Raw genomic sequence first — 23,974 nt, forward strand, 5'->3', positions numbered from 1 at the left:
GTGGAAGAGGACAACAGCATTGATCACGCAGTGTGCGCAAGACCATGCAACGGTTCTGAAAGTGCCATTGATCCTGCTGCAGGCAACGGCGCTACATCGTGCTTATGTGCACTCGTCGGTCCACATCATCTCGGCGATCGGGCGCAGCGCCTTGCACTCCTGCGTCATCTCATCGGCTGACTTCACCTGCGCCTTGGCCTTCAGTTCCTCGGCCATCGCGTCCACGCCGCTGATCTGGTCGGGCGCGATCTTCGCCACGCAGGCGCGGTGCTGCTGCAGCAGCAGGTCGCAGCCGAGTACGCCGGTCACTTTTGGCGCGTTGGCCGCCTGCGCGTCCTGTATCCAGTCCTCGAACGGTGCCAGCGCACCGGCTACGGTGCCCACCAGGTCATCGAAGTTGCCGCTGTACCAGTAGCCGTTGTCCTTGGCCGGGTACAGGGTGAAGGTGCCGCTGACCGGCACGCGCGCGCCACTCTGCAGCGCCTGGCTGTAAGCGTCGGTGAACTGCTTGCGCGAAGCCGGGCTGGCGTCGGAGGCAAGGCTGGCGGCGAACAGCGGGCGGACCTTGCCCAGGTCGGGCAGCTGGCAGCTGTAGGTGATCCGCGCCAGCTTCTGGTCTTCAACGTATTCGTTGTCTTCGATCACGCTCTTGGTCGCGCGGCACTTCGAATCACGCAGCGCCTTGGCATACAGCGCTTCGGTGGCGGCCGCGTCGGCCTTTGCGCCGGTGCTGGCAAGCACGACCTGCCACGGCTCGGCCAGCGCCTTGGCCAGCGCCCCCGGGTTGGGGGTCACCGCGTCCTGGTCCTCGAACGCCGGCTTCAGTGCGTCGTTGAGCGTGCGCGTGGCGGTGGCATCGTCCTCCAGCAGCACGCGCGCATACAGGTCGAAGGCCTGCTCGGGTGCCAGTTGGGCCGGTGCAGCGCTGGCAATCAGCGGGGCGCACAGCAGCACGCTGGCCAGAAGGGTACGGGTGGGGGTCTTCATGACGGTGTTTTACTGTTCCAGAGGCGCGCAAGCCTAGCGCATCTACCCACACTTTCGACGGCGCGATGCAGCCAGGTGACGGTGTGCAGCGGACAAAAAACGGGCCCCTCGCGGGGCCCGTTCGATCGCACGACGAGGAGCGATCGTTGGATCAGAAGCTGGCGCGCACGCCAACCGAGTACTGGGTGACGTCGCGGTAGCCGGCGATCTCGCCCACCAGACCCCAGGTCTTGGTGAAGTTGATCTGGCCGCCGACGGTGCCGACCCAGGTGCCCTTGAAGTTGTTGCCGCCATCCATGTAGCCGGCCTTGGCCCAGGCTTCGGTCATGCGCGACGGCTTGCCGCGGATACCCAGGGTGACGCGGCCCAGGTTGGTGTGGTCCTTGTTGCGCAGGCGGCCGTAGAAATCGGAGTTGACGGTGATTTCGGCCTGCTGGCGGACCCAGGCCGCGTCAGCGGTGAAGTCCACGCGGTCGGTCCACGGCATGTGGTAGCCGATGCCCAGCTCGGGCTGGTTCAGCTTCAGCTTGTAGGAACCGTAGTCGTAGTTGTACGACTTGCTGGCGTAGGTCCAGCCACCGAACACATGAACCTGTTCGGAGAGTGCGACCGAACCGCGCAGGTAGCCACCGTCGACCTTCGGGTCGTCCAGCAGGTCGTCGTCAACCTGGACCTGGGTCCAGCCGCCTTCAACGTAGGTGTAGCTCAGGGCCTCGGCCGACGCCGAGAACGGGGCGGCGGCCAGCAGGGCGGCCACGATCAGGATCTTGCGCATGGAAATTCCTGTGAGTTTCAGTCCATTGGCGGGCCTGCCCTCGCGGCTGCCCGTGGCGACCTCATGTCGTCCGCTGCGGATTTTAATGAAAGTTTTACAAAATGCGAGAGACGGCCGTCACAGCCCAGGCAGGAGTGACCAGGGGTCGGATCCGTTTTCCACCGGAAAACGGCTCTGATCCCTCCGCCAATCCCACAGGCCCCGGGCCAGACCCTGTTCTGCGGAAGGGGCCCAGACCTTGAGCATCCCACCCCGTTCAGGCCGGGCTGGTACACTGACCAGGCCGGTTCGCCGGTACACAAACGTCTTCAGGGCGGGGTGCAATTCCCCACCGGCGGTAGGTGCGCAAGCACGAGCCCGCGAGCGCCCCGGCTCACGGCCGGGGGTCAGCAGATCCGGTCCAATGCCGGAGCCGACGGTCATAGTCCGGATGAAAGAAGACGGTGCTACAGGGCTCTTGCCCTGCGTGCACCTGTTTGCCTTGCGGCGTTTTTCGCTCACTTTTCGCGGAGAACGTTACTTGTTTACTGGAATCATCGAAGGCGTCGGCCGTCTGGCCGCACGTGAATCCATCGGCGGCGATGTCCGCTTCACCTTCAATGTCGGGAATCTGCCGTTCGACAACGTGCAGATGGGCGAGAGCATTGCCATCAATGGCGTTTGCCTCACCGTCATCGCATTCGACGCCCGCAGCTTCCAGGCCGATGCGTCCACCGAGACTCTGGGCCTGACCACGCTGGGCCAGCTGGGCGAGGGTGCGGTCATCAACCTGGAGCGCGCCATGCGCCCGACCGACCGCCTCGGCGGCCATCTGGTCAGCGGCCACGTCGACGGCCTCGGCCAGGTGTTGTCCATCCACGAAGATGCACGTGCCCAGCGCTGGCGCTTCGCCGCGCCGGCCTCGCTGCGCCGCTACATCGCCAAGAAGGGTTCGATCTGCGTGGACGGCGTCAGCCTCACCGTCAACGAAGTGGACGGTGAAGGCTTTGAAGTCGCCCTCATTCCGCACACCGTGGCCAACACCGCCTTCTCCGCCACCGGCGTGGGCAGTGCAGTCAATCTGGAAATCGATCTGGTCGCCCGTTATGTCGAACGCCTGTTGGGCGAAGGAGCACGCGCATGAATTTCGCCCCGATTCCGGAAATCCTGGAAGACATCCGCCAGGGCCGCATGGTGGTCATCGTCGATGACGAAGACCGCGAGAACGAAGGCGACCTGATCATGGCCGCCGAACTGGTCAAGCCGTCGGACATCAATTTCATGGTCACCCATGGCCGTGGCCTGGTGTGCCTGCCACTGACCCGCACCCGCGCCGCCGACCTCGGCCTGGCGCCGATGGTGCAGGCCAATACCGCGCAGTTCCAGACCAACTTCACGGTCAGCATCGAGGCCGCCGAGGGCGTTACCACCGGCATCTCGGCGCACGACCGCGCACACACCATCCGCACCGCGGTGAAGCCCAATGCCAAGCCGTCGGACCTGCACCAGCCGGGTCACATTTTCCCGCTGATCGCCCAGCCGGGCGGCGTGCTGACCCGCGCCGGCCATACCGAAGCCGGCGTCGACCTGGCCATGCTGGCCGGGCTGGAACCGGCCGGCGTGCTGGTGGAAATCCTGAACCCGGATGGCAGCATGGCGCGCCGCCCGGAGCTGGAAGTGTTCGCGCGCGAGCACGGCCTGAAGATGGGCTCCATCGCCGACCTGATCGCCTACCGCCTGGCCACCGAAAAGACTGTTGAACGTGTGGACGAGCGCGACATCGACACCGAATTCGGCCCGTTCAAGCTGGTGACCTACCGCGACCGCATCGCCCACGACCTGCATTTCGCGCTGGTCCGGGGTGCCCCGGATGCGGAGACCCCGACTTTGGTGCGCGTGCAGGTGGAAAACCCGCTGGCCGATCTGCTGCACTGGCGCCGTGACGACTTCGGCGTGGCCGCCACCGACGCCCTGCGGGCGATCGATGCCGAGGGCGCGGGCGTGATGGTGGTGCTGTCGGCCCCGCGCGATGGCGAAGCCCTGCTGGCCCGCCTGCGCCAGCAGCCGGCGCCGGTGGTGCCGGGCAAGGACAAGGATGTGGGCCAGTGGCGCCGCAACGGTGCCGGCGCACAGATCCTGTCCGACCTGGGCCTGGGAAAGCTGCGCGTGCTGGGCACCCCGCGCCGCCAGATCGGCCTGGCCGGTTACGGCCTGGAAGTGGTGGAGACGGTGACCCTGTAATGGGTAGTGCCGGCCGCTGGCCGGCAACCGCATCCCCGGGATTGCCGGCCAGCGGCCGGCACTACCGGTGGGGGCTGACCGTTGGTTGGCACACCCTGCAGGCCCCCGCCAGCCACGGCCGGGGCCCATCCACGCTAGAATTACCCCCTTATCGAGTCCCCCAAGCCGCATATGAGCCACTACGAAGGCGATCTTCGCACTCCCGAGTCGGCGCGCTTCGCCATCCTGGCCAGCCGCTGGAACGCCCGCATCACCGACGCGCTGGTCGCAGGCGCCCGCCTGAGTCTGGCCGGCAACGGCATCACCGAAGCCAACATCGACGTGATCCGCGTGCCGGGTGCCTGGGAACTGCCGCTGGTGGCTGCACGCCTGGCCGCCGCGCATGAACACGCCGCCATCCTCACCCTGGGCTGCGTGATCCGTGGCGACACCCGCCACTACGAACACGTGGCCGACCGCTGCGCCGAAGGCCTGATGCGCGTGCAGCTGGATTTCGGCGTGCCGGTACTGAACGGCGTGCTGGCGGTGGAACGCGTTGAAGACGCCGAGGCCCGCGCAGGCGGCAGCCACGGCAACAAGGGCGAGGAAGTCGCACTCGCCGCATTGGAAATGGTCAATCTGCTGGAGCAACTGCCATGAACAAGAACACCCAGGGCAAGCCCTCCGGTAAACCCATCCGCCGCGATGGCGTCGATCCGGTGCTGCGCTCGCGCGCCCGTCGTCGTGCCGTGCAGGCCATCTACGCCTGGCAGATCTCGGGCGGCAACGCGCAGTCGCTGATTGCCCAGTTCGCCCACGAGCAGGCCCGCGAAATCGCCGACCTGGCGTACTTCGAAGCGCTGGTGCATGGCGTGCTCGACAACCGTCGCGACATCGACGAAGCGCTCGGCCCGTACCTGGACCGTGGCATCGAGGAAGTGGACGCGATCGAACGCGCGGTGCTGCGCCTGGCCGCCTACGAGCTTCGCTACCGCCTGGACGTGCCGTACCGGGTGGTGATCAACGAGGCCATTGAGTCGGCCAAGCGTTTCGGTTCCGAACACGGCCACACCTACGTCAACGGCGTGCTGGATCGTGCCGCCGTGGAATGGCGCAAGGTCGAATCGGGTCACTGACCCGATTTCTGTAGAGCCGAGCCATGCTCGGCTCACCGTGCAGCGCACGGTTGCGTCCGGCGGTGCGGTGCGTGATCGAACTGCAGCCGAGCATGGCTCGGCTCTACAAGAAAGCAGAACGCCCCATGTCCCTGGCCGAATTCGCCCTCATCGACCGCATCCGCGCCCGCACCCTCGAGCGCGACGACATCCTGCTCGGCATCGGTGACGACGCCGCGCTGCTGCAGCCGCGTGCCAACGAGCAACTGGTGGTCACCGCCGATACGCTCAACAGCGGCGTGCACTTCCCGGTCGAAACCCCGGCCTTCGACATCGGCTGGAAGACCCTGGCGGTCAATCTGTCGGACCTGGCCGCGATGGGCGCGCGCCCGGCGTGGTGCACGCTGGCGTTGTCGCTGCCGGAAGCGTCGGAAGACTGGATCGAGGCTTTTGCCGATGGCTTCTTCGCTCTGGCCGACCAGCACGACATCGCGCTGATCGGTGGTGACACCACGCGCGGCCCGCTCTCGCTGTCGGTCACCGCGATGGGCCAGGTCGGGCGCGGCCAGGCCCTGCGGCGCGACCGCGCGCAGGTGGGTGATGATATCTGGGTCAGCGGCACGCTGGGCGATGCCGCCGGTGCGCTGCGGCTGTGGCAGCAGGGTGCACTGAGCGTGGCCACGGCTACCCTGCTGGCCGACTACGAATACCTGCGCCAGCGCCTGCTGCGGCCGACGCCGCGCGTGACCCTCGGCTTGCGCCTGCGTGCCTTCGCGCACGCGGCGGTGGATGTGTCCGACGGCCTGCTGGCCGACCTCGGTCATATCGCCACGCGCAGCAACGTGGCCGCACATGTCGATGCCGATTCGCTGTCGATCTCGCACGCACTGCGTGAACTGCTCGGTCGTGAGGCCGCACGCGACTGCGCACTGCGCGGGGGCGACGACTACGAGCTGTGCTTCACCGCCGCCGCCGACCAGCGCGACGCGCTGCACTACCTGGCCGAATCGCTGGACGTGCCGCTCACCCGCATCGGCCGTATTGCCGAAGGGCAGGGCGTGCACGTGGACGGCGAAGCCGCCGACGGCGGATACCAGCACTTCGCGTAGCCGCAGCGGTACTGCACTGCTGGGTGCCAAGCTTCGGTGTGGGGTCAGATCCCTTTGCGCCGCAAAGAGCTCTGACCCCAAGTGCGCACTATTCTGGTTGACGTGGCATTTGTAGAGCCGAGCCCACGCTCGGCTGCAATCCGATTGGATCGTGATGAGCCGAGCGTGGGCTCGGCTCTACAGATGCCATTACACCGCCCGCAACTGCACATCCACATACTCGGCCAGCCCACGGCAGGCCAGCAACAGCCCTTCGCGCGCGCCGTCATCCATGTGCTGGTCGATATCCCCGTCCACGCGCACGCGTTCGGTGGCGTGCAGCAGTTCCAGCAGGAAACTCAGCCCCGCATTGGCGCGGTCGATGCGCGCCAAGGCCAGGCGCTGCCCGGGTGTGCGGTTGCTGCCGGGCCACGGCTGGCCATCGGCGGCATCGCCCTGGCGGATATGCTGCAGGCAGGCCTGCAGGGTGATGGCGCCAGGGCTGTTACCGGTCTGCAGCGCAACGAAGGTGTCTTCCAGCGTGCGGGCCAGGTCATCGGGCAGGCGCGTGGCGGCCTCGCCCAGGGTGGCGAACAGGTGCGGGTAGGGGGAAGCGGTCATGGCGGCGTCCTTGTGCAAGCGGCAAGGGGCCACCCTGCTTAACAGCGGGGGTGGCGGACGGTGCATGGTTCCAATACCGGTGGTAACACTGCGAAACGCCGGCGGGCACGAGGCCCCCACGCACCGCCCGCCATAGGTGCGCGGACAGAATGCCTGCCGACGCCACCCAACAAGGAAAGGGTGACGCCGGCAGACAAGCGTAAACAACAGTGTTACCGATCGGGATTGGAAGCCCGTGCCACCCGTTGTCGGTGGCGCTACATGATTTGCATGAAGGGCCAGTGCTGCCAATGAGAATTGTTGGAAAGTTCGAAAGCGTTGCAAATGTTCCGCTCGCACGGGAGCGCGTCAATTACGACAAAGCATGTAGAGCCGAGCCCATGCTCGGCTCACAGCGCAATGCACGGGGTTCAGCCCGATCTGGCCGCACAGCAGCCGAGCATGGGCTCGGCTCTACAGAAGACGGCTCGCGCGTCAGGCTGCGCTCAAGGGGAGATCTTCGCCTCGGCATCGCGCGGAGTGCCGTAGTCGTCCAGCCACTGGAACGTCACCGTCGCGGGCATCGCCGCACCACTCGGAAGCGGCAGACGTACCTGCGCGCCCGGTGCGATCATCTCTGCTTCCACCTTGCGACCGTCAGGCAGCGTCAGCGTGCTTACGGTCACGTGATACGCGCTGGGGTTGCTCACCAGCAGAGCACCGGCCTGCGCACGCCATTGCAGTTGCCCGGCCGCATCACGCGGCTTGCCGGGCAGGCCGGCCGGGCGGTGGAACAGCTTCACCCGCGTGCGCACGGCGAACTGCAGCAGGTTCTTGCCGGCGGCATCGGTGGGTTTGGGCGGAATGTCCAGCAGGTTGAAGTAGAACAGCGATTCACGATCCGTCGGCAGCGGTGTCTCCGACGGGCGCGGCGCGTAAGTAATGCGGTACGCCTGCCCCTGGTGGGCCTGCAGCAGGCGCGGGTCGGCCGGCGTCAGGCGGAAGGGCGTGCGCACGTTCTCGGGGCGTGCATGGCTGTCGCCATCGTCAATCCAGACCTGCACCATCGCGGCCTTGTCGCCACCGTTGGTGGCCTTCACGGTTACATCGCGGCCTTGGGCCGCGTCATGCACGATACGCGTGCCCTGCAGCGTCACCGCTGCCGATGCCGGCAGCGCCAGGGCGCCAGCCAGCAGCGCGGTCATCCACGTCATTGCACGGATCTTCATCAGGTCGTCCTCCAATAAGGCGCGCCACCACGGGGTGACGCGCAGGGATATGCGTTACTTGTAAAGCACGACGAAATCGCCCGAGGCGTTGGCCGTGCCGGCCGTGGCGTTCTTGCCCGGCGAGGAATACCAGGCGCTGTAGTCCAGCTGGCCCTTGCCGGCGGCTGGAATGTTCACCCACTGCAGCGGGTCTTCGCCCAGCTTCTGGTGGTTGCCCGCGGCGTCGTACAGCGCCACGCCCACGTTTGTGGCCGTAGACGCAGCCGTCAGCGCCAGGTTGCCGGTGCTGCCGTCGGCCGTGCCACCAAAGCGCACACCCACATCCTGCGCGGCGCCGGAGCCGGTGCAGTCCAGCAGGATGCTGAAGTTCTTCATGCCGGCGCGCTCGGCTTCATTCACCCACGCCACGTCCACCTTGCCCATCGGCACGGTGATGGTGCCGCCGGTGGCATCCACCGAGCAGGTGCTGGTCATCAGCTCGCCGGTGATTTCCAGCTTCTCGGCGAATGCGGCGGGAGACAGGGCCAGCGCGAGCGCGCCGGCGGCAATCAGGTTCAATCGGTTCGACATGGGAATGTCCTCGGTAGGGAATCAGGGGGAATCCGCATTGGACGAACCAGCGGATGCGCACAGTGTTCCCAACTGGGCGGCACGTGGATATGCAATTAGTTGCAAGGTGCTTGCAGGACAGTTGAGTCCGTGCTTGCGGTACAGCGTCCGGTTAAGAAGCGTCATTTCCGACTGCGGCAAGCTGTCGCATGCAGCGTTGGGTGCATCTGCAATGCATTCGATTGACTGCCGTCATTTGTTGAAAACAAGCATGAATTGCGCCGAAACAGAGGCGTGGCTGGAAACCGCGTGGTTTCGTGGCGCGTTGTCGCTTTGCAACAAATTGCATGGGAAGCCGGCCGCACGCTGTCTACGCTTCGGCCCACTTCGACTACGAGCGATGTCGCCTTCGGCCTCATCGAGTGACGCTAACCATGCACATGCGCCTCCTTCATCTCCGCACGCCGCATCGTTTTGCCAGCCGTCCGCTGGGGCTGTCGATTGCCGCCGCCGTGGCAATGGCGATTGCCGGTCATGCCAGTGCCCACGGCGATGAGTCCCTGCAGTTCAGCGAGGGCTTCCTGATTGGTGGCCAGGCCATCGACATGCAGCGCTATGCGCAGGGCAATCCCATGGAGCCGGGCGTGTATCCCCTGGACGTGGTGGTCAATGGCCAGTTCCACGACACGCGAGATATCACCTTCGTGGCGGCGCCGGCGCCTCTGGGTGCAACCCCATGCCTGCCGGCCGGGCTGGTACGCCAGTTGCCGCTGAAGGAGATGTTCCTGGCCGAGCTGGACCAGGATGATGAAGGCTGCGTCGCGCTTCCCAGCCTGATCGACGGTGCCACGGTCGAGTTCGATGAGAGCAATCTGCAGCTTCTAGTGAACGTGCCACAGGCTGCGCAGGCACGCGATGCGCGCGGCTACGTGGCACCTGCACAGCGCGACCACGGCGTCACGGCAGCCTTCTTCGATTACAACATCAACCACAGCCGCCACCAGGGCCAGCAGTCGACCTATCTGGGATTGAACACGGGCGTGAACCTGGGCGCGTGGCGGCTGCGTCATCGTTCGTCCTTCAGCCAGGGCAGCCATGGCTCGCGTCACGATGTGATCAGCAGCACGCTGCAGCGTGATCTTCCGGCGTGGAATGCCCAGCTGCTGTTGGGGCAGGGTACGACCGGTGGCGAACTGTTCGAGTCGCTGTCATTTACCGGTGTGCGGGTGGCCAGCGACGAGCGCATGCTGCCGGACTCGCTGCGCGGCTTCGCGCCGGTGGTGCAAGGCGTCGCCGAAACCAACGCGGTGGTGAGCATCCGCCAGAATGGCCACGTCATCCACGAAGTAAGCGTGGCGCCGGGGCCGTTCTCCATCGAAGATCTGTACCCGACCAACTTCGGTGGCGACCTGGACGTCACCGTCACCGAAGCCGACGGCCGCCAGCAGCAGTTCACTGTCAACTTCTCCGCAGTGCCGCAGGCGCTGCGGCCGGGTGCCAGCCGCTTCAGCGTCACCGCGGGTGAACTTCGCGACGCACGTGGTGTGCGTGAAGCACTGCGCTTTGCCGAAGGTACCTACGCACGGGGCATCAGCAACCATTTCACCGCGCTGGGCGGGGTGCAGATTGCCGAAGACTTCCATTCCGCACTGTTCGGCGGTGCAATCAATACACCGCTCGGTGCGTTCGGTGCCGACATCACGCATTCGCGCGCGCGCCTGGCCAATGGCGAACAGGTGACCGGCAACAGCTTCCGGCTGAACTACCAGCGCTATATCACCGCAACGGGTACCAACTTCGGTCTGGCAGCGCTGCGCTACAGCACGCGCGGCTATCTCTCCCTGAATGATTTCGCCCAGGCGTACAACGACGACTGGGGAGTCAGTGGCCGTGCGCGCCAGCGCTTCCAGGTGAATTTCTCGCAGCGCATCGGCGAGCGCAGCACGCTTTCGCTCAATGGCGGACAGGTGCGCTATTGGGACAGCGCACAGCAGCACAACGATCTGCAGCTGCGCTTCCAGACCAGCATGGGCCGCGCCAACCTGAGCCTGTCTGCCATGCGCCTGCAGATGGGCGATGGCCGCCAGGACACCCGCTATGCGGCGACCTTCAGCATTCCGTTGGGCTCGGCCCCGCGCGCGCCGCGATTGAGCACCCAGGTAGCCCATTCGGCACGCGGCGATCAGGGCCAGCTGGGCCTGAACGGAACGCTGGGTGCCGATCAGCAGCTGAGTTACAGCGTGTCTGCCAGCGATTCCAGTGACGGGGCGGGCAGCGCCAATGCCTACGCGTCCTACCGGGGTGGGCAGGGCACGGTCACCGCCGGCTACAGCCGGTCGGGTGATTACAACGCCTTCAACGCCAGCGCGGCCGGTAGTGTGGTGGTGCACCGCGATGGCATCAACTTCGGTGCGCCGGTGGGCGATGGCTTCGCGCTGGTACAGGCCGATGGCGCGCAGGGCGCTCGCATCGGCTACGGCAGCGACGTGCGCATTGGTCGCAACGGCTATGCGCTGCTGCCGCACGTGAGCCCCTACCGCTGGAACCAGATCGAACTGGACCCGTCGGGCCTGCCGATGGATGTGGAGCTGCTGCAGACCTCGCAGCGGATTGCGCCGACGGCGGGCAGCATCGTGCGGGTTGCGTTCAATGCCAAGCGCGAACGCACATTGTTCATCGACGCCACCGATGCGCTGGGCCAGCCGCTGCCGTTTGCCGCGCGTATCGAAGATGAGACCGGTCGCAGCTATGGCGCGGTGGGCCAGGGCGGTGTGATCCAGCTGCGTGGCGCGCCCGAACAGGGCCAGCTGATCGTCGACCCGGACGGCCCGCATCGCTGCCGCTTGGAATACACCACCCCGGATGCCCCCGATGCCTATGGGATGTCGTGGAGCCAGGCGGTGTGCACGCCGCTGCCGGCCCCGAGTAATGGGCTGCAGGCCGCCCTGGATGCGGTCGAAGCCACGTCGTTCTGATGTCCTGATTTCATTCTTTCAACCCAAGGAATTCTTTCATGAACCTGTTCAACCGCATCACCCTGTGCACCACACTGCTGGCCGCCGCGCCGCTGGCTCTGGCTGACAGCGCCACCCTCACCATCAGCGGCAAGGTGCTTCCCGGTACCTGCACGCTCACCGCTGCGCCGATCACTCTGGACCCGGTGAAGGCCAACGACCTGACGCCCGGCGCCGATGCGCAGATCAAGGCCGGGGCGCTGCAGTTCGCGAGCTGCGTTGGCGTGAGCAAGGCCGTGCTGTCCTTCTCCGGTACCGCCGCCGACGGCGATGCCACGCGCTGGAAGAACACCGCTGCGAGCGATGCGGCCGACGGCGTGTCGATCTCGCTGCTGTCCGGTACCACCGGCAGCACCTATCTGAAGGATGGCGACACCGGCATTGATGTGCCGGTGACTGGCGCCACCGCGCGTTACGACCTGCGTGCCGCCTATTTCCTGCCCACCGGCGAAGCGCCGAGCGCAGGTGAGGTGTCTACCGAGATCGTGGTCACCGCGGATTACGAGTGAGCGTCCACATGCAGCCGCATCAGGAGAAGCAAATGAGTAACGTTCAACAAGGACCGGTCAAGGCTGTTCGGAAGCGATCCAGTAGTGTGTTGGCCCTTGTTGTGCTGGGCGCGCTGTTCTACGCAGCGAGTGCCACGGCCTGCGAGGAGTACGGCGCGCGTCCGGACCTGCTCCATGACAAAACTTATGACAGCTACCCGCCCGAGCGCGGCACACGGCTGGACGGAGGATTTGCCGTCAAGAGTTTCCACAAGTGTCTGGGGGGCGCGTGGGAGCCGGTAGTCATGACGCTTGATCTGCCTGGGTTCACCTACGAGGGGGATCTCACCTACAAGGGGCAGAGCTATCCGGCCTATGCAGCCGAGCCTGATTCACCGCTGATGATCTTTACCCACAAGCTTGCCTACGCGGATGAAGCTCCGCTTCGCCTTGGCGAGGATGTGCACGCCCTGTACGAGATACTCGATGGCGATGGAGTTCAGTACGCCATTGTTTACCGCGTGGAGTTCTTTTCCAGGGGCGGGCGCATGAGAACGCTGTCCACCCGGCACGGGTCGATCGACCTGCGAGCCCCAGGCAGGCCATCGCTCGACAGTCGTGCTCGCGTGGAATTGGCGTTGCAGTTCCCTGCTGCCACCTGCCCGTTGCAGGACAAGGCCGAAACCCTGCAGGACGTGCAGACTGCAGAGCTGTCCGTACCGGGCTCCACCGCAAAGGAAAAGCTGGTCGCCATCCGCATGGACTGCGGCGTGGACCCGCCGCGTGCGCGGATGACGCTCAGTGATGCTGGGGATGCGGGCAACACGGGAAGCCAGCTGACGCCTACAGCCGATTCGGATGCCGAAGGCGTGCGCGTGCAGCTGCTGCGGAATGGCTCTGAAGTGCAGTTCGGCCAGACTTGGGACTTTGATCCGGGGGTGGGCGGCGCGCATGACCATCAGTTCACCGCGCGCTATATCCGCACCAACGAACCGCTGGTGCCCGGCACGATCAAGGGTGAGGCAGTTCTGAACGTCGATTACTGGTGATGCACGACCCCGTGCTGCCATAGGGCGCACAGCGACGTACCGACCTTGCGTTGAACAGGAAAATGAAGATGCCCGATCACTCTCGCTCCCTCGTGCCCGTGTGCCTGCATCGGCGTAGCTGCCGCATGGCGCTGCTGGTATTGGTGGCGGCGCTGCTGCCGGGCCTGGCGCAGGCCTGTACCGCCACCATTACCTGGCCCATCGTTGAGGACAGGCAGAAGCCCGGTTACCGCGAGGAGATCCACATGCTGGTCGATGGCGGCACCAACGTCAGTTACAGCGGGTGTCCGGTGGGCGGCGATCTGCAGATGAAGGTCAACATCCACGGGCCGGGCCTGCGCTGGGTCATGGATCTGCCTGATGTTCCTGTCTGGCCGGTGGATGGCCCGTTGCCGTTGTACGAAACCGGGCCGGATTCCCCATTAATCGGCTTTGCTACCACCTATGACGGCCCACGATTGCCGCTGGCGTTGGGTGACAACACGTTGACTTACCCTATCCGCAACAGCGGCGACAGTTTCATCATCAATGCCTTTATGTTCAGCCGCGGTCAGAAGATGTGCGATACGCAGACACTGGCGTCGGTGCACATCGTGGGGCGCAACCATCCCACTTTCGATGTGACGAGGCCGGTGGACATCAAGATTGCGTTTCCGCCCACCACCTGCCGCATGCGCGACGTTTCCGAGGTGCTGCAGGATGTCGCCGCTGCCGACCTCATGAATCCTGGGGACTCTGCTCGGGAAAAACCCGTGTCGCTGCTGATGGACTGCGGCGTCGCGCGGCCACGTGCCGACATGGTCCTGATGGATGCGGGCGATGCAGGCAACACGGGTAGCCTGCTGACACCGAGCGCCGACTCCACTGCCGAAGGTGTGCGGGTGCAGCTCCTCAGTGCCGGCCGGGAAGTACAGTTCGGTACACCGTGGTTCTTCAACCCCGGAGTCGGTGGTGTCCATACATGCCATTCGCTCCGGCTGGCCCGGATACCTAACGGCACTTGTTTCTCAGGTTCTTCACGCCAGTATCATGTCATCTGAATGAATGTGGCGGCGCCCATTGCGGGGGCGGAGTTGTGTCCCATGTGCTCGATGGTGGGCAGCATCTCGGGGATGCACGGTGGACGCGTCAAACGGCGTACGGGTGGTAGAACGCTTTGACGCTCGAGAGGTCGCTTCACGAACACTAATGTCGTATGTGTGTCGCAATGTCGCATCTGACATTGCAACTAATTGCATGGTGGGTGTTCAACGCGACATCCACTATGCCGGTCTCGAAAAAAGGAGACCTCAACATGCGATCCCATCAGATCCAATACTCGGCGCTGGCCCTCGCCTTGACGGCGGCACTCGCCGTTGGCGTCCCCGTTTGTGCGCACGCACAGCAGGTCATTGCAGACGGTGACGCAGAGACCCCAGTAGCTGGGGATTACAGCGCCACCGGCGTGGGCAACCACGCCTTCCATGCGCTCAACGGCGGCAGCATCGTTCCGCTGGGTGCGGTCAACGTGAGTGCCGATGGCGATGGCGCATCCGCGGCCCGTGCCGAAGGTGCTGGCAGTCGTATCGAATTGAGTGGTTCGACCTTGGTCACTACCGGTTTCGGTGCCACCACCGCGCTGGCAACGACGGGCGGTGAACTGCATCTGACGGCGACCGACGTCATCAACAACGGCACCGGCATGGGCGTTGTGGCGCATACCGGCAGCCAAGCCACGCTGCAGGATGTGAACATCCGCATGGAAGGTGTGTCGTCGGTCGGCCTCGCCGGCGGCGGTGACATCAGCATGACCGGTGGCTCGATCTCGGCGATGGGGCTGGGTAGCCGCGCGGTGTCGGCCACCGGGGCGAACATGACCCTGACCGGCGTTTCGATTGAAGGCGAGTCGGGCATCTGGCTGGGTGATAACAACCAGCTCGATCTTTCAGGCAGCATCGTGAAGGCCAACGGCATCGCGTTGGACATCAATGGTCGCAACAATGCAGTCACTGTGGCGGACTCCAGCTTCCACAGCACCGGCAACGGAACCGCAACCGTCAAGATGTTCTCCGATTCGACGCTGGCAATGGCCCGCAGTTCCGTCATCAGCGAGGGGGACCGTGCGGTCGGCATCGATGCACGAACCAGTACGGTGGATCTGGACCGCGTGAATGTGACCACGTCCGGTGAGAGCAGCCATGGCCTGTATGCCGATTTCACTGGCATCGGCGCCGGCCCGATCATCACTGCGCGTGCGGCCCAGGTTCACACCACGGGTGCGGGTGCGATTGGTGCGGTTGCGCGCCAGGGCGGCAGCATCCATCTGGACGACAGCATCATCCGTACCGAAGGCCAGCAGGCCCATGGTGTGCTGACCGGGGGCAGCGGCGGAATGACGTTGACCGGTTCGCACATTCGCACCGAGGGCGAGGGCGCCTGGGCTGCGGTGATCAATGACAACGGCAGCCTGGGCATCGACGGCAGTGCGCTGGAAAGCGTGCAGCACAGCGGTGTGTGGGTTCGCAGCAGCCGTGACTCCCGTTTGACGCTGTCCAACAACGCCTACGTATCGGGTGGCAATGGCATTGCCATCGCACTGGATGCGGCGGTGGCGGGGCGTTTCGACGTGCTGCTGCAGGGGCATTCGCAGATGGTGGGCGACATCGCCATCACGCCCGAGGACGAGGATGCCGGTCTGGTGCCGCAGTCCGATGTGCACGTGCGCCTGGCAGACGGGTCGCTGTGGCAGGGCACGTCCAACCTGGTGCAGACGATGGCGATTGAAAGCGGAAGCCAGTGGACACTGACCGGTGATGGCACGGTGGGCGAACTGAGCGTACTGAACAGTGGTGTGGCGCTGTCCGACGGCAGTGGCCGATTCAACACGCTCACCGTGGACGGTGATCTGCACAGCGAGGGCGCGACGTTCCTGTTCCAAGGCGCCTTGGGCGGTGACGACAGCGCCTTTGATCGCCTGCATGTGCGTGGCGATACTTCGGGCGATGCAAGCATTGCGGTGAAGAACATTGGCGGCGTTGGCGCTCAGACCACCGATGGCATCCAGCTGATCGAAGTGGACGGTGCATCGTTGGCGACCTATGCGCTTGCCGGCCGCGCCGTGGGCGGCTCCTATGAGTACTTCCTGTTCAAGGGGGGCGTGACAGATCCCACCGATGGCAACTGGTATCTGCGTTCGCAATGGTTTGATGTCTGCAAGGACAATCCGGCCGCGCCGGGCTGTGTGGTGGACCCGGTTGATCCCATCGATCCGGTGGATCCCGTGGACCCGGTGGACCCCGTGGACCCGGTGGACCCCGTGGATCCGGTGGACCCGGTGCCGGTGCTGCGTCCCGAAGCCGGTGCGTACTTGGCCAACCAGTCGGCAGCCATCAACATGTTTTCGCATCGTCTGAACGACCGCATCGGGGCCGTCTCGCTGGATGAAGGCCGTGCCGCGTGGGCGCGCGTGGGCCGGCAGCAGGCGGACTTCAGCGCGGTCGGCGGTCAGCTGTCGATCGACGGCAACACCTCGGTGCTGCAGATCGGCAGTGACCTTGTTCGCCGGGGCAATGCGGCGTTCGGCGTGATGTTGGGTACGGGGCGTGCCGACAGCAGCACAGTGTCCGATCTGACCGGCTACAGCGCCAAGGGTCGGGTGCGTGGCAGCGCGCTAGGTGTGTACGGCACCTGGTTGCAGGCGGCTGACGGCACGCAGGGTGCGTACATGGATGCGAACCTGCAGTACGGCCGATTCGACAACCGGGTGCAGGGCATCGGCCTGGAACCGGAGCGCTACGACTCACGCATGGCCAGTGCGTCGCTGGAGACCGGCTACACCTTCACCGTGTGGCAGGGTGCCGCCAGCGCACTGTATGTGCAGCCGCAGCTGCAGCTGAGCCATGTCGACTTCCGCGCCGATCGCCACGTGGAGCGCAATGGCACGGTGATCGACCACGCCGATGCCGGTGGCCTGAGCGGGCGCGTGGGAATGCGTGTGTTTGGTCATGGCACTGCAGCCGGTAACACAGTGCAGCCGTACCTGGGCGTGAACTGGCTGCGTGGAAGCGGCACGAGCACATTGCAGTTCAACGGTGACACGCTGGGCGCAGACGTGCCGCGCAACCGTTATGAGGTGCAGGCCGGTGCCGAGTTGAAGCTGGGCCAGCGCTGGGGGGCGTGGGGTGGCGTGACCGTGCAGCGCGGCGACCACGGTTACCGCAACGTGGGCGGCCAGCTGGGCCTGCGCAAGGCCTGGTAAGCGGGCGTGCAGCGGGGTCGGATCCCATTGCCACGGCAATGGGCTCTGACCCCTGGCTGCTGCCGTAGAGCCGAGCCTATGCTCGGCTCATCGCGATCTGAACGAAGAGCAGCCGAGCATGGCTCGGCTCTACAATCGCGTCACTCCGGGACCGGACCTGAACGATGTCCATGTCTGTCGCGATCGTCCATTGAATGACTGCGCAAGCGGTGGCGATGCTGCCGGATCGCTCGCTGCCGGTCACCCGCATGTCTGCTCCCGAACGTTCCCACAACGCTGCCATCGATGGCCTGCGTGCATTGGCGGTGCTGGCCGTCATCCTGTTTCACACCAACGCAGCCTGGTTACCGGGTGGCTTCACCGGTGTGGACCTGTTTTTCGTGGTCTCCGGCTTTGTGATCAGCCAGTCGTTGGCCACACGCGTCCATGCGTCACTGGGCGCGATGCTGCTCGACTTCTACCGGCGCCGCGTGCTGCGCCTGTTGCCGGCGCTGCTGGTCATGCTGGTGGCCACCTTCATACTGTCTGCGCTGTTCATTCCCCGTGCGTGGCGCAATGAACAGTTCGACCAGACCGGCTGGGCCGCGCTGGTCGGCTTCAGCAACATCGTGCTGGCTGGCCAGCAGGACGATTACTTCTCACCCGGCGCCGAACTCAACCCGTTCCTGCACACGTGGACGCTGGGGGTGGAGGAGCAGTTCTACCTGGTCTTCCCGCTGCTGTTCTTCGTCTGGCTGCGCGGGCGTGAGCGCTGGCCGTGGTCGCGTTGGCTGTTGCCGGGGCTCACCGTGCTGTCGCTGGCGTGGGCGGGCTGGCAGGCGCAGACGGCACCAGCGGCAGCGTTCTATCTGCTGCCGGCGCGGTTCTGGGAGCTGGCTGCGGGCGCGCTGCTGTACCAGTGGATGCGTACGCGTACGCCGGGCCAGAACGGTGGTGCGGTTGCAGCGGCCGGCCTGACGCTGCTGGCCGCAGGCGTGGTGATCGCCCCGCAGCTGGCGATGCCGGTGCCGGGTGTGCTGGCCACCGTGGCCGGTACCCTGCTGCTGTTGGCAAGCGTGTCGGCGCCGGGGACATCGCGCCTCGCCCGCGCGCTGGGCTGCGCACCGCTGGCCTACCTGGGCCGGTTGTCCTATTCGCTGTACCTGTGGCATTGGCCGCTGCTGGTGCTGCTGCGCTGGACCTACGGCCTGCACGGTGCCGCGCTGTGGCTGTACCCGGTGTTGCTGCTGGCGGTATCGGCTGCGTCGTATCACTTCATCGAGCGTCCGCTGCGCAGTGCGGCGCCGCTGCTGCGCCTGGCACCGGCCAAGGTGCTGGCGATGGCGTTGCCGGTGGTGGCGCTGTGTGGTGCGGGTGCCTGGGCCACCGTGGAGTACCACGAGCAGGTCTCGCTGAGCGTTACCCGTGACGGCTATGCATGGCAGGCGCGTCGCTACCCCGCGTGGCGCCCATTGGAGCCGGTGAGTGCGCCGGCGCTTGAAGGACGGCGCCTGTTCGTGTCCGGCGATTCGCACGCGGCGGCGTATCGCACGATGACCAGCATGGTCGCGCGCCAGACCGGCATGGAGGCGCGCCAGCAGGATCGCGGCGGCTGCAGCTTCGTCAATCTGCTGCGGGCCAGTCCAGCCGATTGCCAGGACTTCATTGAGCACACGCTGTCGACCATCGAGCGCGAGGCACGCCCGGGTGACATCGTGCTGCTGGCGGCCTTGCGCATGCCGGAGCTGCGCGGATTCGACTGGCGGCGGCAGGATGCACAGGAAATCTATGGGCAACTGCTGGCCGAGCGCACGCCCGCGCATGCACAAGCTGCACGCGATGAAGCCGATCGAGTGCTGGGGCGTTTGCAGAAGCTGGGTGTGCACGTGGTTGTGGATGCGCCGCTGCCGTTGTTCAAGGCCGGTGCGTACCGCTGTTCGGACTGGTTCAACCGCCGCAACCCGGCCTGTGCCGGGGGCCTGAGCATGCCGCGCGCCGACCTGGAAAGGCTGCGCGCGCCGCAGATGGCGTTGCTGTCCGAACTGGCGGTGCGCTATCCATCGCTGACGGTATGGGATCCGCTGCCGCTGCTGTGCGGGCCAACGACCTGTTCGGCGGTGAAAGACGGGGAGCCGCTGTTCTTCGACAACGATCACCTGAGCGGGCATGGCAACCGCGTGCTGCTGCCCACCTTCCGGCAGACCCTGATCGATATTGCAGGCGACACGCCGGTGTAGAGCCGAGCCCACGCTCGGCTTGCCACGCGGTGCGGGCTTCATCGCGATGTGGCCGAAGAGGGGCCGAGCATGGCTCGGCTCCACAGGAGTGTGAGGGTGAACGACACGTGGTTGTAGAGCCGAGCCCACGCTCGGCTTGCGCGCGCAGCGCGGGCTTCATCGCGATCTGGTCGAAGAGCAGCCGAGCATGGGCTCGGCTCTACAGGAGTGCGAAGGAGTGCGCGCGGTCTATGCCGGCGGCAGTACCTTGCCCGGGTTGAGGATACCGTCCGGGTCCAGCGCGGCCTTGATCGCGCGCATCGTCGCCAGCGTAGCCGGTGTGAACGCCTGCGCCATGAAATCGCGCTTGGCCAGGCCGATGCCGTGTTCGCCCGACAACGTGCCACCCAGTGCCAGCGTCAGCTCGAAGATCTTCGGCAGCGCGGCATGCGCGCGCGTGTTTTCATCTGCATCCTCCGGGTGATAGAGGATGTTGACGTGCAGGTTGCCGTTGCCGGCGTGGCCGAAGGTGACGATGGTGAGCGCGTACTCCCGTGCCAGGGCCTGCACGCCGGCCACCAGTTCCGGAATGCGCGACACCGGAACCACCACGTCTTCATTGATCTTGCCCGGCGCGACGCTGCGCAGCGCAGGCGACAGCGCCTTGCGCGCCGCCCACAGCTGGTCGCGCGCGCGGCCTTCCATCGCCACGTCCAGCTCGATCATGCCGTCGCCTTCGGCGGCGCTGGCCAATGCCTGCAACAGATAGGGCAGGGTGTCGTGGTCACCATCGGCCTCGACCAGCAGCATCGCGCCTGCCTCCGGCACATCGGCACCATTCAGCCGCAGCAGCTCCAGGCTGCGCGCATCCATGAATTCCAGGCGGGTGGGTACCACTGGCTGCGACATCAACCGCGACACGGCGGCCGCGGCGGCATCGGCATCGCGGTACAACACGCGCAGGCCGGCCTGGCTGACCGGCAACGGGGTCAGTTTCAGCGTGGCTTCCACGATCAGTGCCAGCGTGCCTTCGCTGCCCACCAGCAGATGGGTGAGGTCATAGCCGGTGGCATCCTTGGTGTAGGCGCCGCCGCAACGGATCACGTCGCCGGTTCCGGTCACCGCCACCAGGCCCAGTACGTTGTCGCGGCTGGTGCCGTACTTTACCGCGCGCGGGCCGCCCGCATTGCAGGCCAGGTTGCCGCCGATGCTGCAGATCTCGGCGCTGGACGGGTCCGGCGCCCAGAACAGGCCGTGCGGCGCCAGCGCCTGCTGCAGCGTGCCGTTCAACACGCCCGGCTGCACGACCGCGCAGCGATCACCGGCGCGGATCTCGACGATGCGGTCCATGCGGGTGAACGAGAGTACGATGCTGCCCGGCTGCGGGACCGCGGCACCGGTGGTGCCGGTACCGGCACCGCGCGCGACCAGCGCCACGCCATGCGCGCGGCATGCACGCACCAATTCCTGCACCTGCTCGATGTCGGCGGGTAGCGCCACCGCCGCCGGCCGCTGATGGCGCCATGAGTTGTCCTGCGCATTCGCCTCCAGCGCGCCGTCATCCATGCGCCAGCCCTCCGTGCCCAGCAGGGTGGACAGTTCGGCAACCAGGGCAGCAGGCAGGGCAGGACTCATGACGGATCTCGTGGGGCAGCAGGAGCGGGTTGGATCAGTTTCCAGGCGACAACGGCGCCGGCCAGTGGCAGCCACACCCAGCGCAGTTCGGAGAGCAGGGTAGCCACGCCGCGTGCGCTGAAGAACTGTGGCGCGAACGGTGACACGCGGATGGGGCGCCACGGTGCGAAGAAGCGGTGTTCGCTCCACGGCCAGGCCAGCGCAACGCCCAGGCCACCGGAGGTCATCGCATCCAGCAGCGGATGGCTGGCGGCGCAGACGAAGACGAATACCGCGGCTTGTACGGTAGATGCCAACCTTGGTTGGCACACACCCGGCGACCAAGGTCGGCGACTACCCAAGAACGCCAACGCCGCGGCCAATGCTGCCAGCACGCCGGCAAACAGCAGCGAGTGGCTGGCGCCGCGATGGCCGAAGGCATCGGCATAGGGAATGTGCAGCGCAAAGGCCAGTACATCGGCATCGGGCAACATCGCTGCGATCGCGCCTGCCGCCAGCAGGCGCGGTGGAATGCGGCCACGATCCGCGGCGCACCATAGCGCCAGCGGCACAGCGGCATGGGTGATGATCGACGGCATCAGTCACGCACCGTGGTCGTGCCGGCCAGGCTGCGCTCTGGCGCTGCCAACCTTGGTTGGCACACAAGCGCCGACCAAGGTCGGCCTCTACCAGAGCGGACGGTACCCATCAGCAATCATCCAGCCGGAATGCATCCCGCAGCCACCGCAGCTGCGGCGGTTCGCCACTGGCTTCCACCACATCGAAGCGGCAGGGTGCATTGGCCAGCGCCGGGTTGTCCTGCAGGTACAGCTGCGCGGCATGGGCCAGGCGCCGGCATTTGCGCGCATCCACCGAAGCGGCGCCGCCACCGAAATCGGATCGCGCGCGATAGCGCACTTCGACGAACACCACGGTGCCGGCATCGTCCATCACCAGGTCCAGTTCACCGCCGCGATAGCGCACGTTGCGCGCACGCGGCCGCAGTCCGGCCTGTTGCAGGTGCTGCTCGGCGGCGGCTTCCACCGCCGAGCCCCGTTGGCTGCGCTCAGCGACCACCGATGATCGGCATCGGCCGGCCGCCATTGAAGGTGGACCAGGCCGGCTGGCGCAGGATGTTGCCGTTGCTGTCCAGGAACAGGGTGCCGGTGGCACCGTCCAGGCCGCCTTCGTTGGACAGCTTGTCCAGGTAGGCGGTGATCTTCCAGGCGTCGGCACCGAAGGCGAACAGGCGGCCGGCCGCACCGCGTGCGCTCGGCAGGGTGCTGGCCACCTGGCTGGCCGACGGCAGGCCGGACACACTGCGCACGTTCCAGGCTTCGTTCGGATAGACGATGCCGTCCAGCGCCACGTCTTCTTCCACCTTGCCGCTGCCAACGGTCAGCTGCGAGGTGCCAACGCGGGTCGCGCCGCCTGCACCGGCCAGCGCCAGCTGCGGCGCCAGCAGGCGCGCCTGCGGCGCACGCACAGCGAGGAATACGGCATCGACCTGGCCGGCGTTGCGCACCTGCGCGCCGACATCGCCGACGGCATCGGTGACGCCGATCGTGGCCACCACCTGGCCACCGCGCTGCGCAAAGCGCTGGGCAAAGGCGGCGGCGGCACGGCGGCCGGTGTCGTCAGCGCTGTTGATCACCAGCGCCTTGCCGCGCTCGCGGCCACGCAGGTACTCGGCGGCGACGATGCCATCGTCTTCCGGCGCCAGCGAGAAGCCGGCACTGCCGGCCGGCGGTGCGTCCTTGCCACGGTTCAGGGCCAGCACCGGCACCTGCAGCTGCTGGCGGCCGTACACCGCGTCCACTTCGTCGCGGCCCAGCGGGCCGACCACGAAGTCGGCACCGGAGGCGACGGCCTTGTCATAGGCGGCCAGGGCACCGGCCGGGGTGCCGGCGGTGTCGAAGAAGTTGATGTCCGGGCGGCGGCGGCTTTCACCGTAATAAGCGCTCAACAGGCCATCGCGCACCGGCTGTGCGGCGGTGGCCAGGCGGCCGCTGAGCGGCAGCAGCACGGCCAGCTTGGCCGGCGGGCGGTAACCGTCGCTCATCGCCGGCGGGCGCTTGCTGGTGTCGAACTGGGCCGCGCCATCGCGGTCGAACGGGCGCGGCAGCGGCAGGCCGCGCGCGATCAGCGCACGGCCGGCGAAGTTGTAGAGCGGGTCGTTGGCCGGCAGGGCGGCGGCACGGCTGCGCAGGGTGGCGTCGTCGAGGGTGCCGAGCAGGCCGGCAATGGCGGCCTGGTTCTCGCTGCGCGCGCTGCCGGTCAGGCTGGAATGGGCGCGGGCGCGCTCGGTGGCGGCGCCGAAGGCATCGCCGGTGCCCTGCAGGGCACTGGCGCGGGCCAGGTACCAGCGCGTACGCAGCGCCGGCAGCACGTTATCGCCGTGGTCCTTCAGCAGGGCCAGTGCCTGCGCCGGCTGCTTGTCGGCCAAGGCGAGCTCGGCACCGGTCAGCTGGTAGCGCTGCAGGCTGGCGCCGGACAGCTGGCGTGCGGTGAGCTGGCCGAGCAGGCTGCGCGCGCGGGCACTGTCGCCGGCCAGGTGCCAGGCCCAAGCGGCATCGGCCAGGGCGTTGCTGCGGGCGCCGCCGCGCAGCGTGGCGGCCAGGCCTTCCAGCTGCAGTGCGGCGTCGCGCGGCTTGCCCTGTTCGATCAGCGCCAGCGCCTGGCTCTGGGCCGGCGAATCGGGGGTGCTGGTCAGGCTGGTGGTGGCACAACCGGCCAGCAGCATCAGCGACAACGACAGGGCGGAGATCCGTGCGGCGGGCTTGTTCATGATCGGGTCCATGCGATGAGGGCAGCGGCCTTGGCCGGGTACACGCT

20 protein-coding genes and 1 riboswitch are annotated in these 23,974 nt (G+C 66.4%); of the genes, 11 read left to right on the forward strand and 9 right to left on the reverse strand.

The features are described from left to right. Positions 1-102 precede the first annotated feature (102 nt). Positions 103-987, reverse strand: a complete 885-nt coding sequence (locus ACZ75I_RS03015; RefSeq protein WP_180866629.1) for a hypothetical protein — start codon at positions 985-987, stop codon at positions 103-105. A gap of 151 nt (positions 988-1,138) precedes the next feature. Further along, positions 1,139-1,762: an outer membrane beta-barrel protein gene (locus ACZ75I_RS03020; RefSeq protein ID WP_472958687.1), complete on the reverse strand. Its 624-nt coding sequence runs from the start codon at positions 1,760-1,762 to the stop codon at positions 1,139-1,141. Between the two features lie 300 nt (positions 1,763-2,062). Next, positions 2,063-2,208: riboswitch (FMN riboswitch) on the forward strand. A 74-nt stretch (positions 2,209-2,282) separates the two neighbouring features. Here ACZ75I_RS03020 and ACZ75I_RS03025 point away from each other — a divergent pair. From ACZ75I_RS03025 to thiL, 5 genes are all read left to right on the forward strand, one after another. Continuing rightward, complete coding sequence (locus ACZ75I_RS03025; protein WP_472958688.1) at positions 2,283-2,885, forward strand: riboflavin synthase; 603 nt, start codon at positions 2,283-2,285, stop codon at positions 2,883-2,885. Then, complete coding sequence (gene ribB / locus ACZ75I_RS03030; RefSeq protein ID WP_472958689.1) at positions 2,882-3,982, forward strand: 3,4-dihydroxy-2-butanone-4-phosphate synthase; 1,101 nt, start codon at positions 2,882-2,884, stop codon at positions 3,980-3,982. The genes ACZ75I_RS03025 and ribB overlap by 4 nt, the downstream gene beginning before the upstream one ends. 171 nt (positions 3,983-4,153) lie before the next feature. Beyond that, positions 4,154-4,621, forward strand: coding sequence for a 6,7-dimethyl-8-ribityllumazine synthase (gene ribH / locus ACZ75I_RS03035; protein ID WP_005415267.1), 468 nt, complete (start codon positions 4,154-4,156; stop codon positions 4,619-4,621). Further along, complete coding sequence (gene nusB, locus ACZ75I_RS03040; protein ID WP_072167837.1) at positions 4,618-5,097, forward strand: transcription antitermination factor NusB; 480 nt, start codon at positions 4,618-4,620, stop codon at positions 5,095-5,097. The genes ribH and nusB overlap by 4 nt, the downstream gene beginning before the upstream one ends. Positions 5,098-5,222: 125 nt before the next feature. After that, positions 5,223-6,185 carry a thiamine-phosphate kinase gene (gene thiL / locus ACZ75I_RS03045; RefSeq protein ID WP_472958690.1) on the forward strand — a complete coding sequence of 321 codons (963 nt, stop codon included), beginning with the start codon at positions 5,223-5,225 and terminating at the stop codon, positions 6,183-6,185. A gap of 189 nt (positions 6,186-6,374) precedes the next feature. Here the strand turns inward: thiL and ACZ75I_RS03050 are convergent, their stop codons facing one another. From ACZ75I_RS03050 to ACZ75I_RS03060, 3 genes are all read right to left on the reverse strand, one after another. After that, positions 6,375-6,785, reverse strand: coding sequence for a hypothetical protein (locus ACZ75I_RS03050; protein ID WP_472958691.1), 411 nt, complete (start codon positions 6,783-6,785; stop codon positions 6,375-6,377). A gap of 485 nt (positions 6,786-7,270) precedes the next feature. Beyond that, positions 7,271-7,993: a fimbrial biogenesis chaperone gene (locus ACZ75I_RS03055; RefSeq protein ID WP_472958692.1), complete on the reverse strand. Its 723-nt coding sequence runs from the start codon at positions 7,991-7,993 to the stop codon at positions 7,271-7,273. A gap of 54 nt (positions 7,994-8,047) precedes the next feature. Next, positions 8,048-8,563 (reverse strand): fimbrial protein, encoded by a 516-nt coding sequence (locus tag ACZ75I_RS03060; RefSeq protein ID WP_061478407.1) that lies wholly within the window; start codon positions 8,561-8,563, stop codon positions 8,048-8,050. Positions 8,564-8,982: 419 nt separating this feature from the next. Between ACZ75I_RS03060 and ACZ75I_RS03065 the strand changes: the two genes are divergently transcribed. The 6 genes from ACZ75I_RS03065 (at position 8,983) to ACZ75I_RS03090 (ending at position 19,546) form a co-directional block, all read left to right on the forward strand. Next, complete coding sequence (locus ACZ75I_RS03065) at positions 8,983-11,517, forward strand: fimbria/pilus outer membrane usher protein (RefSeq protein ID WP_472959039.1); 2,535 nt, start codon at positions 8,983-8,985, stop codon at positions 11,515-11,517. Between the two features lie 38 nt (positions 11,518-11,555). Beyond that, the gene (locus ACZ75I_RS03070; RefSeq protein ID WP_346476229.1) at positions 11,556-12,065 is read left to right on the forward strand and encodes a fimbrial protein; all 510 of its coding nucleotides are present in this window, start codon (positions 11,556-11,558) and stop codon (positions 12,063-12,065) included. A 32-nt stretch (positions 12,066-12,097) separates the two neighbouring features. Continuing rightward, on the forward strand, positions 12,098-13,093 hold the full coding sequence (locus tag ACZ75I_RS03075; protein WP_346476228.1) for a fimbrial protein: 996 nt from the start codon (positions 12,098-12,100) through the stop codon (positions 13,091-13,093). Positions 13,094-13,218: 125 nt separating this feature from the next. Further along, positions 13,219-14,133, forward strand: a complete 915-nt coding sequence (locus ACZ75I_RS03080) for a fimbrial protein (RefSeq protein ID WP_472958693.1) — start codon at positions 13,219-13,221, stop codon at positions 14,131-14,133. Between the two features lie 254 nt (positions 14,134-14,387). Next, positions 14,388-17,330 carry an autotransporter family protein gene (locus ACZ75I_RS03085; protein ID WP_472959040.1) on the forward strand — a complete coding sequence of 981 codons (2,943 nt, stop codon included), beginning with the start codon at positions 14,388-14,390 and terminating at the stop codon, positions 17,328-17,330. Positions 17,331-17,524: 194 nt separating this feature from the next. Further along, complete coding sequence (locus tag ACZ75I_RS03090; RefSeq protein WP_180866612.1) at positions 17,525-19,546, forward strand: acyltransferase family protein; 2,022 nt, start codon at positions 17,525-17,527, stop codon at positions 19,544-19,546. Between the two features lie 228 nt (positions 19,547-19,774). On the opposite strand, the gene ACZ75I_RS03095 is transcribed toward ACZ75I_RS03090, so the two are convergent. The 4 genes from ACZ75I_RS03095 to ACZ75I_RS03110 form a co-directional block, all read right to left on the reverse strand. Further along, a complete protein-coding gene (locus tag ACZ75I_RS03095) occupies positions 19,775-21,160 on the reverse strand; it encodes an FAD-binding oxidoreductase (RefSeq protein WP_472958694.1) in 1,386 nt (461 codons plus the stop codon). After that, positions 21,157-21,738: a metal-dependent hydrolase gene (locus ACZ75I_RS03100; protein ID WP_472958695.1), complete on the reverse strand. Its 582-nt coding sequence runs from the start codon at positions 21,736-21,738 to the stop codon at positions 21,157-21,159. Before ACZ75I_RS03100 ends, ACZ75I_RS03095 begins: the two co-directional genes overlap by 4 nt. 109 nt (positions 21,739-21,847) lie before the next feature. Continuing rightward, positions 21,848-22,216 (reverse strand): YraN family protein, encoded by a 369-nt coding sequence (locus ACZ75I_RS03105; RefSeq protein ID WP_180866607.1) that lies wholly within the window; start codon positions 22,214-22,216, stop codon positions 21,848-21,850. Next, positions 22,206-23,927 (reverse strand): penicillin-binding protein activator, encoded by a 1,722-nt coding sequence (locus ACZ75I_RS03110; protein WP_188218669.1) that lies wholly within the window; start codon positions 23,925-23,927, stop codon positions 22,206-22,208. The genes ACZ75I_RS03105 and ACZ75I_RS03110 overlap by 11 nt, the downstream gene beginning before the upstream one ends. Positions 23,928-23,974: the final 47 nt, after the last annotated feature.

Source organism: Stenotrophomonas sp. X, from assembly GCF_055721025.1.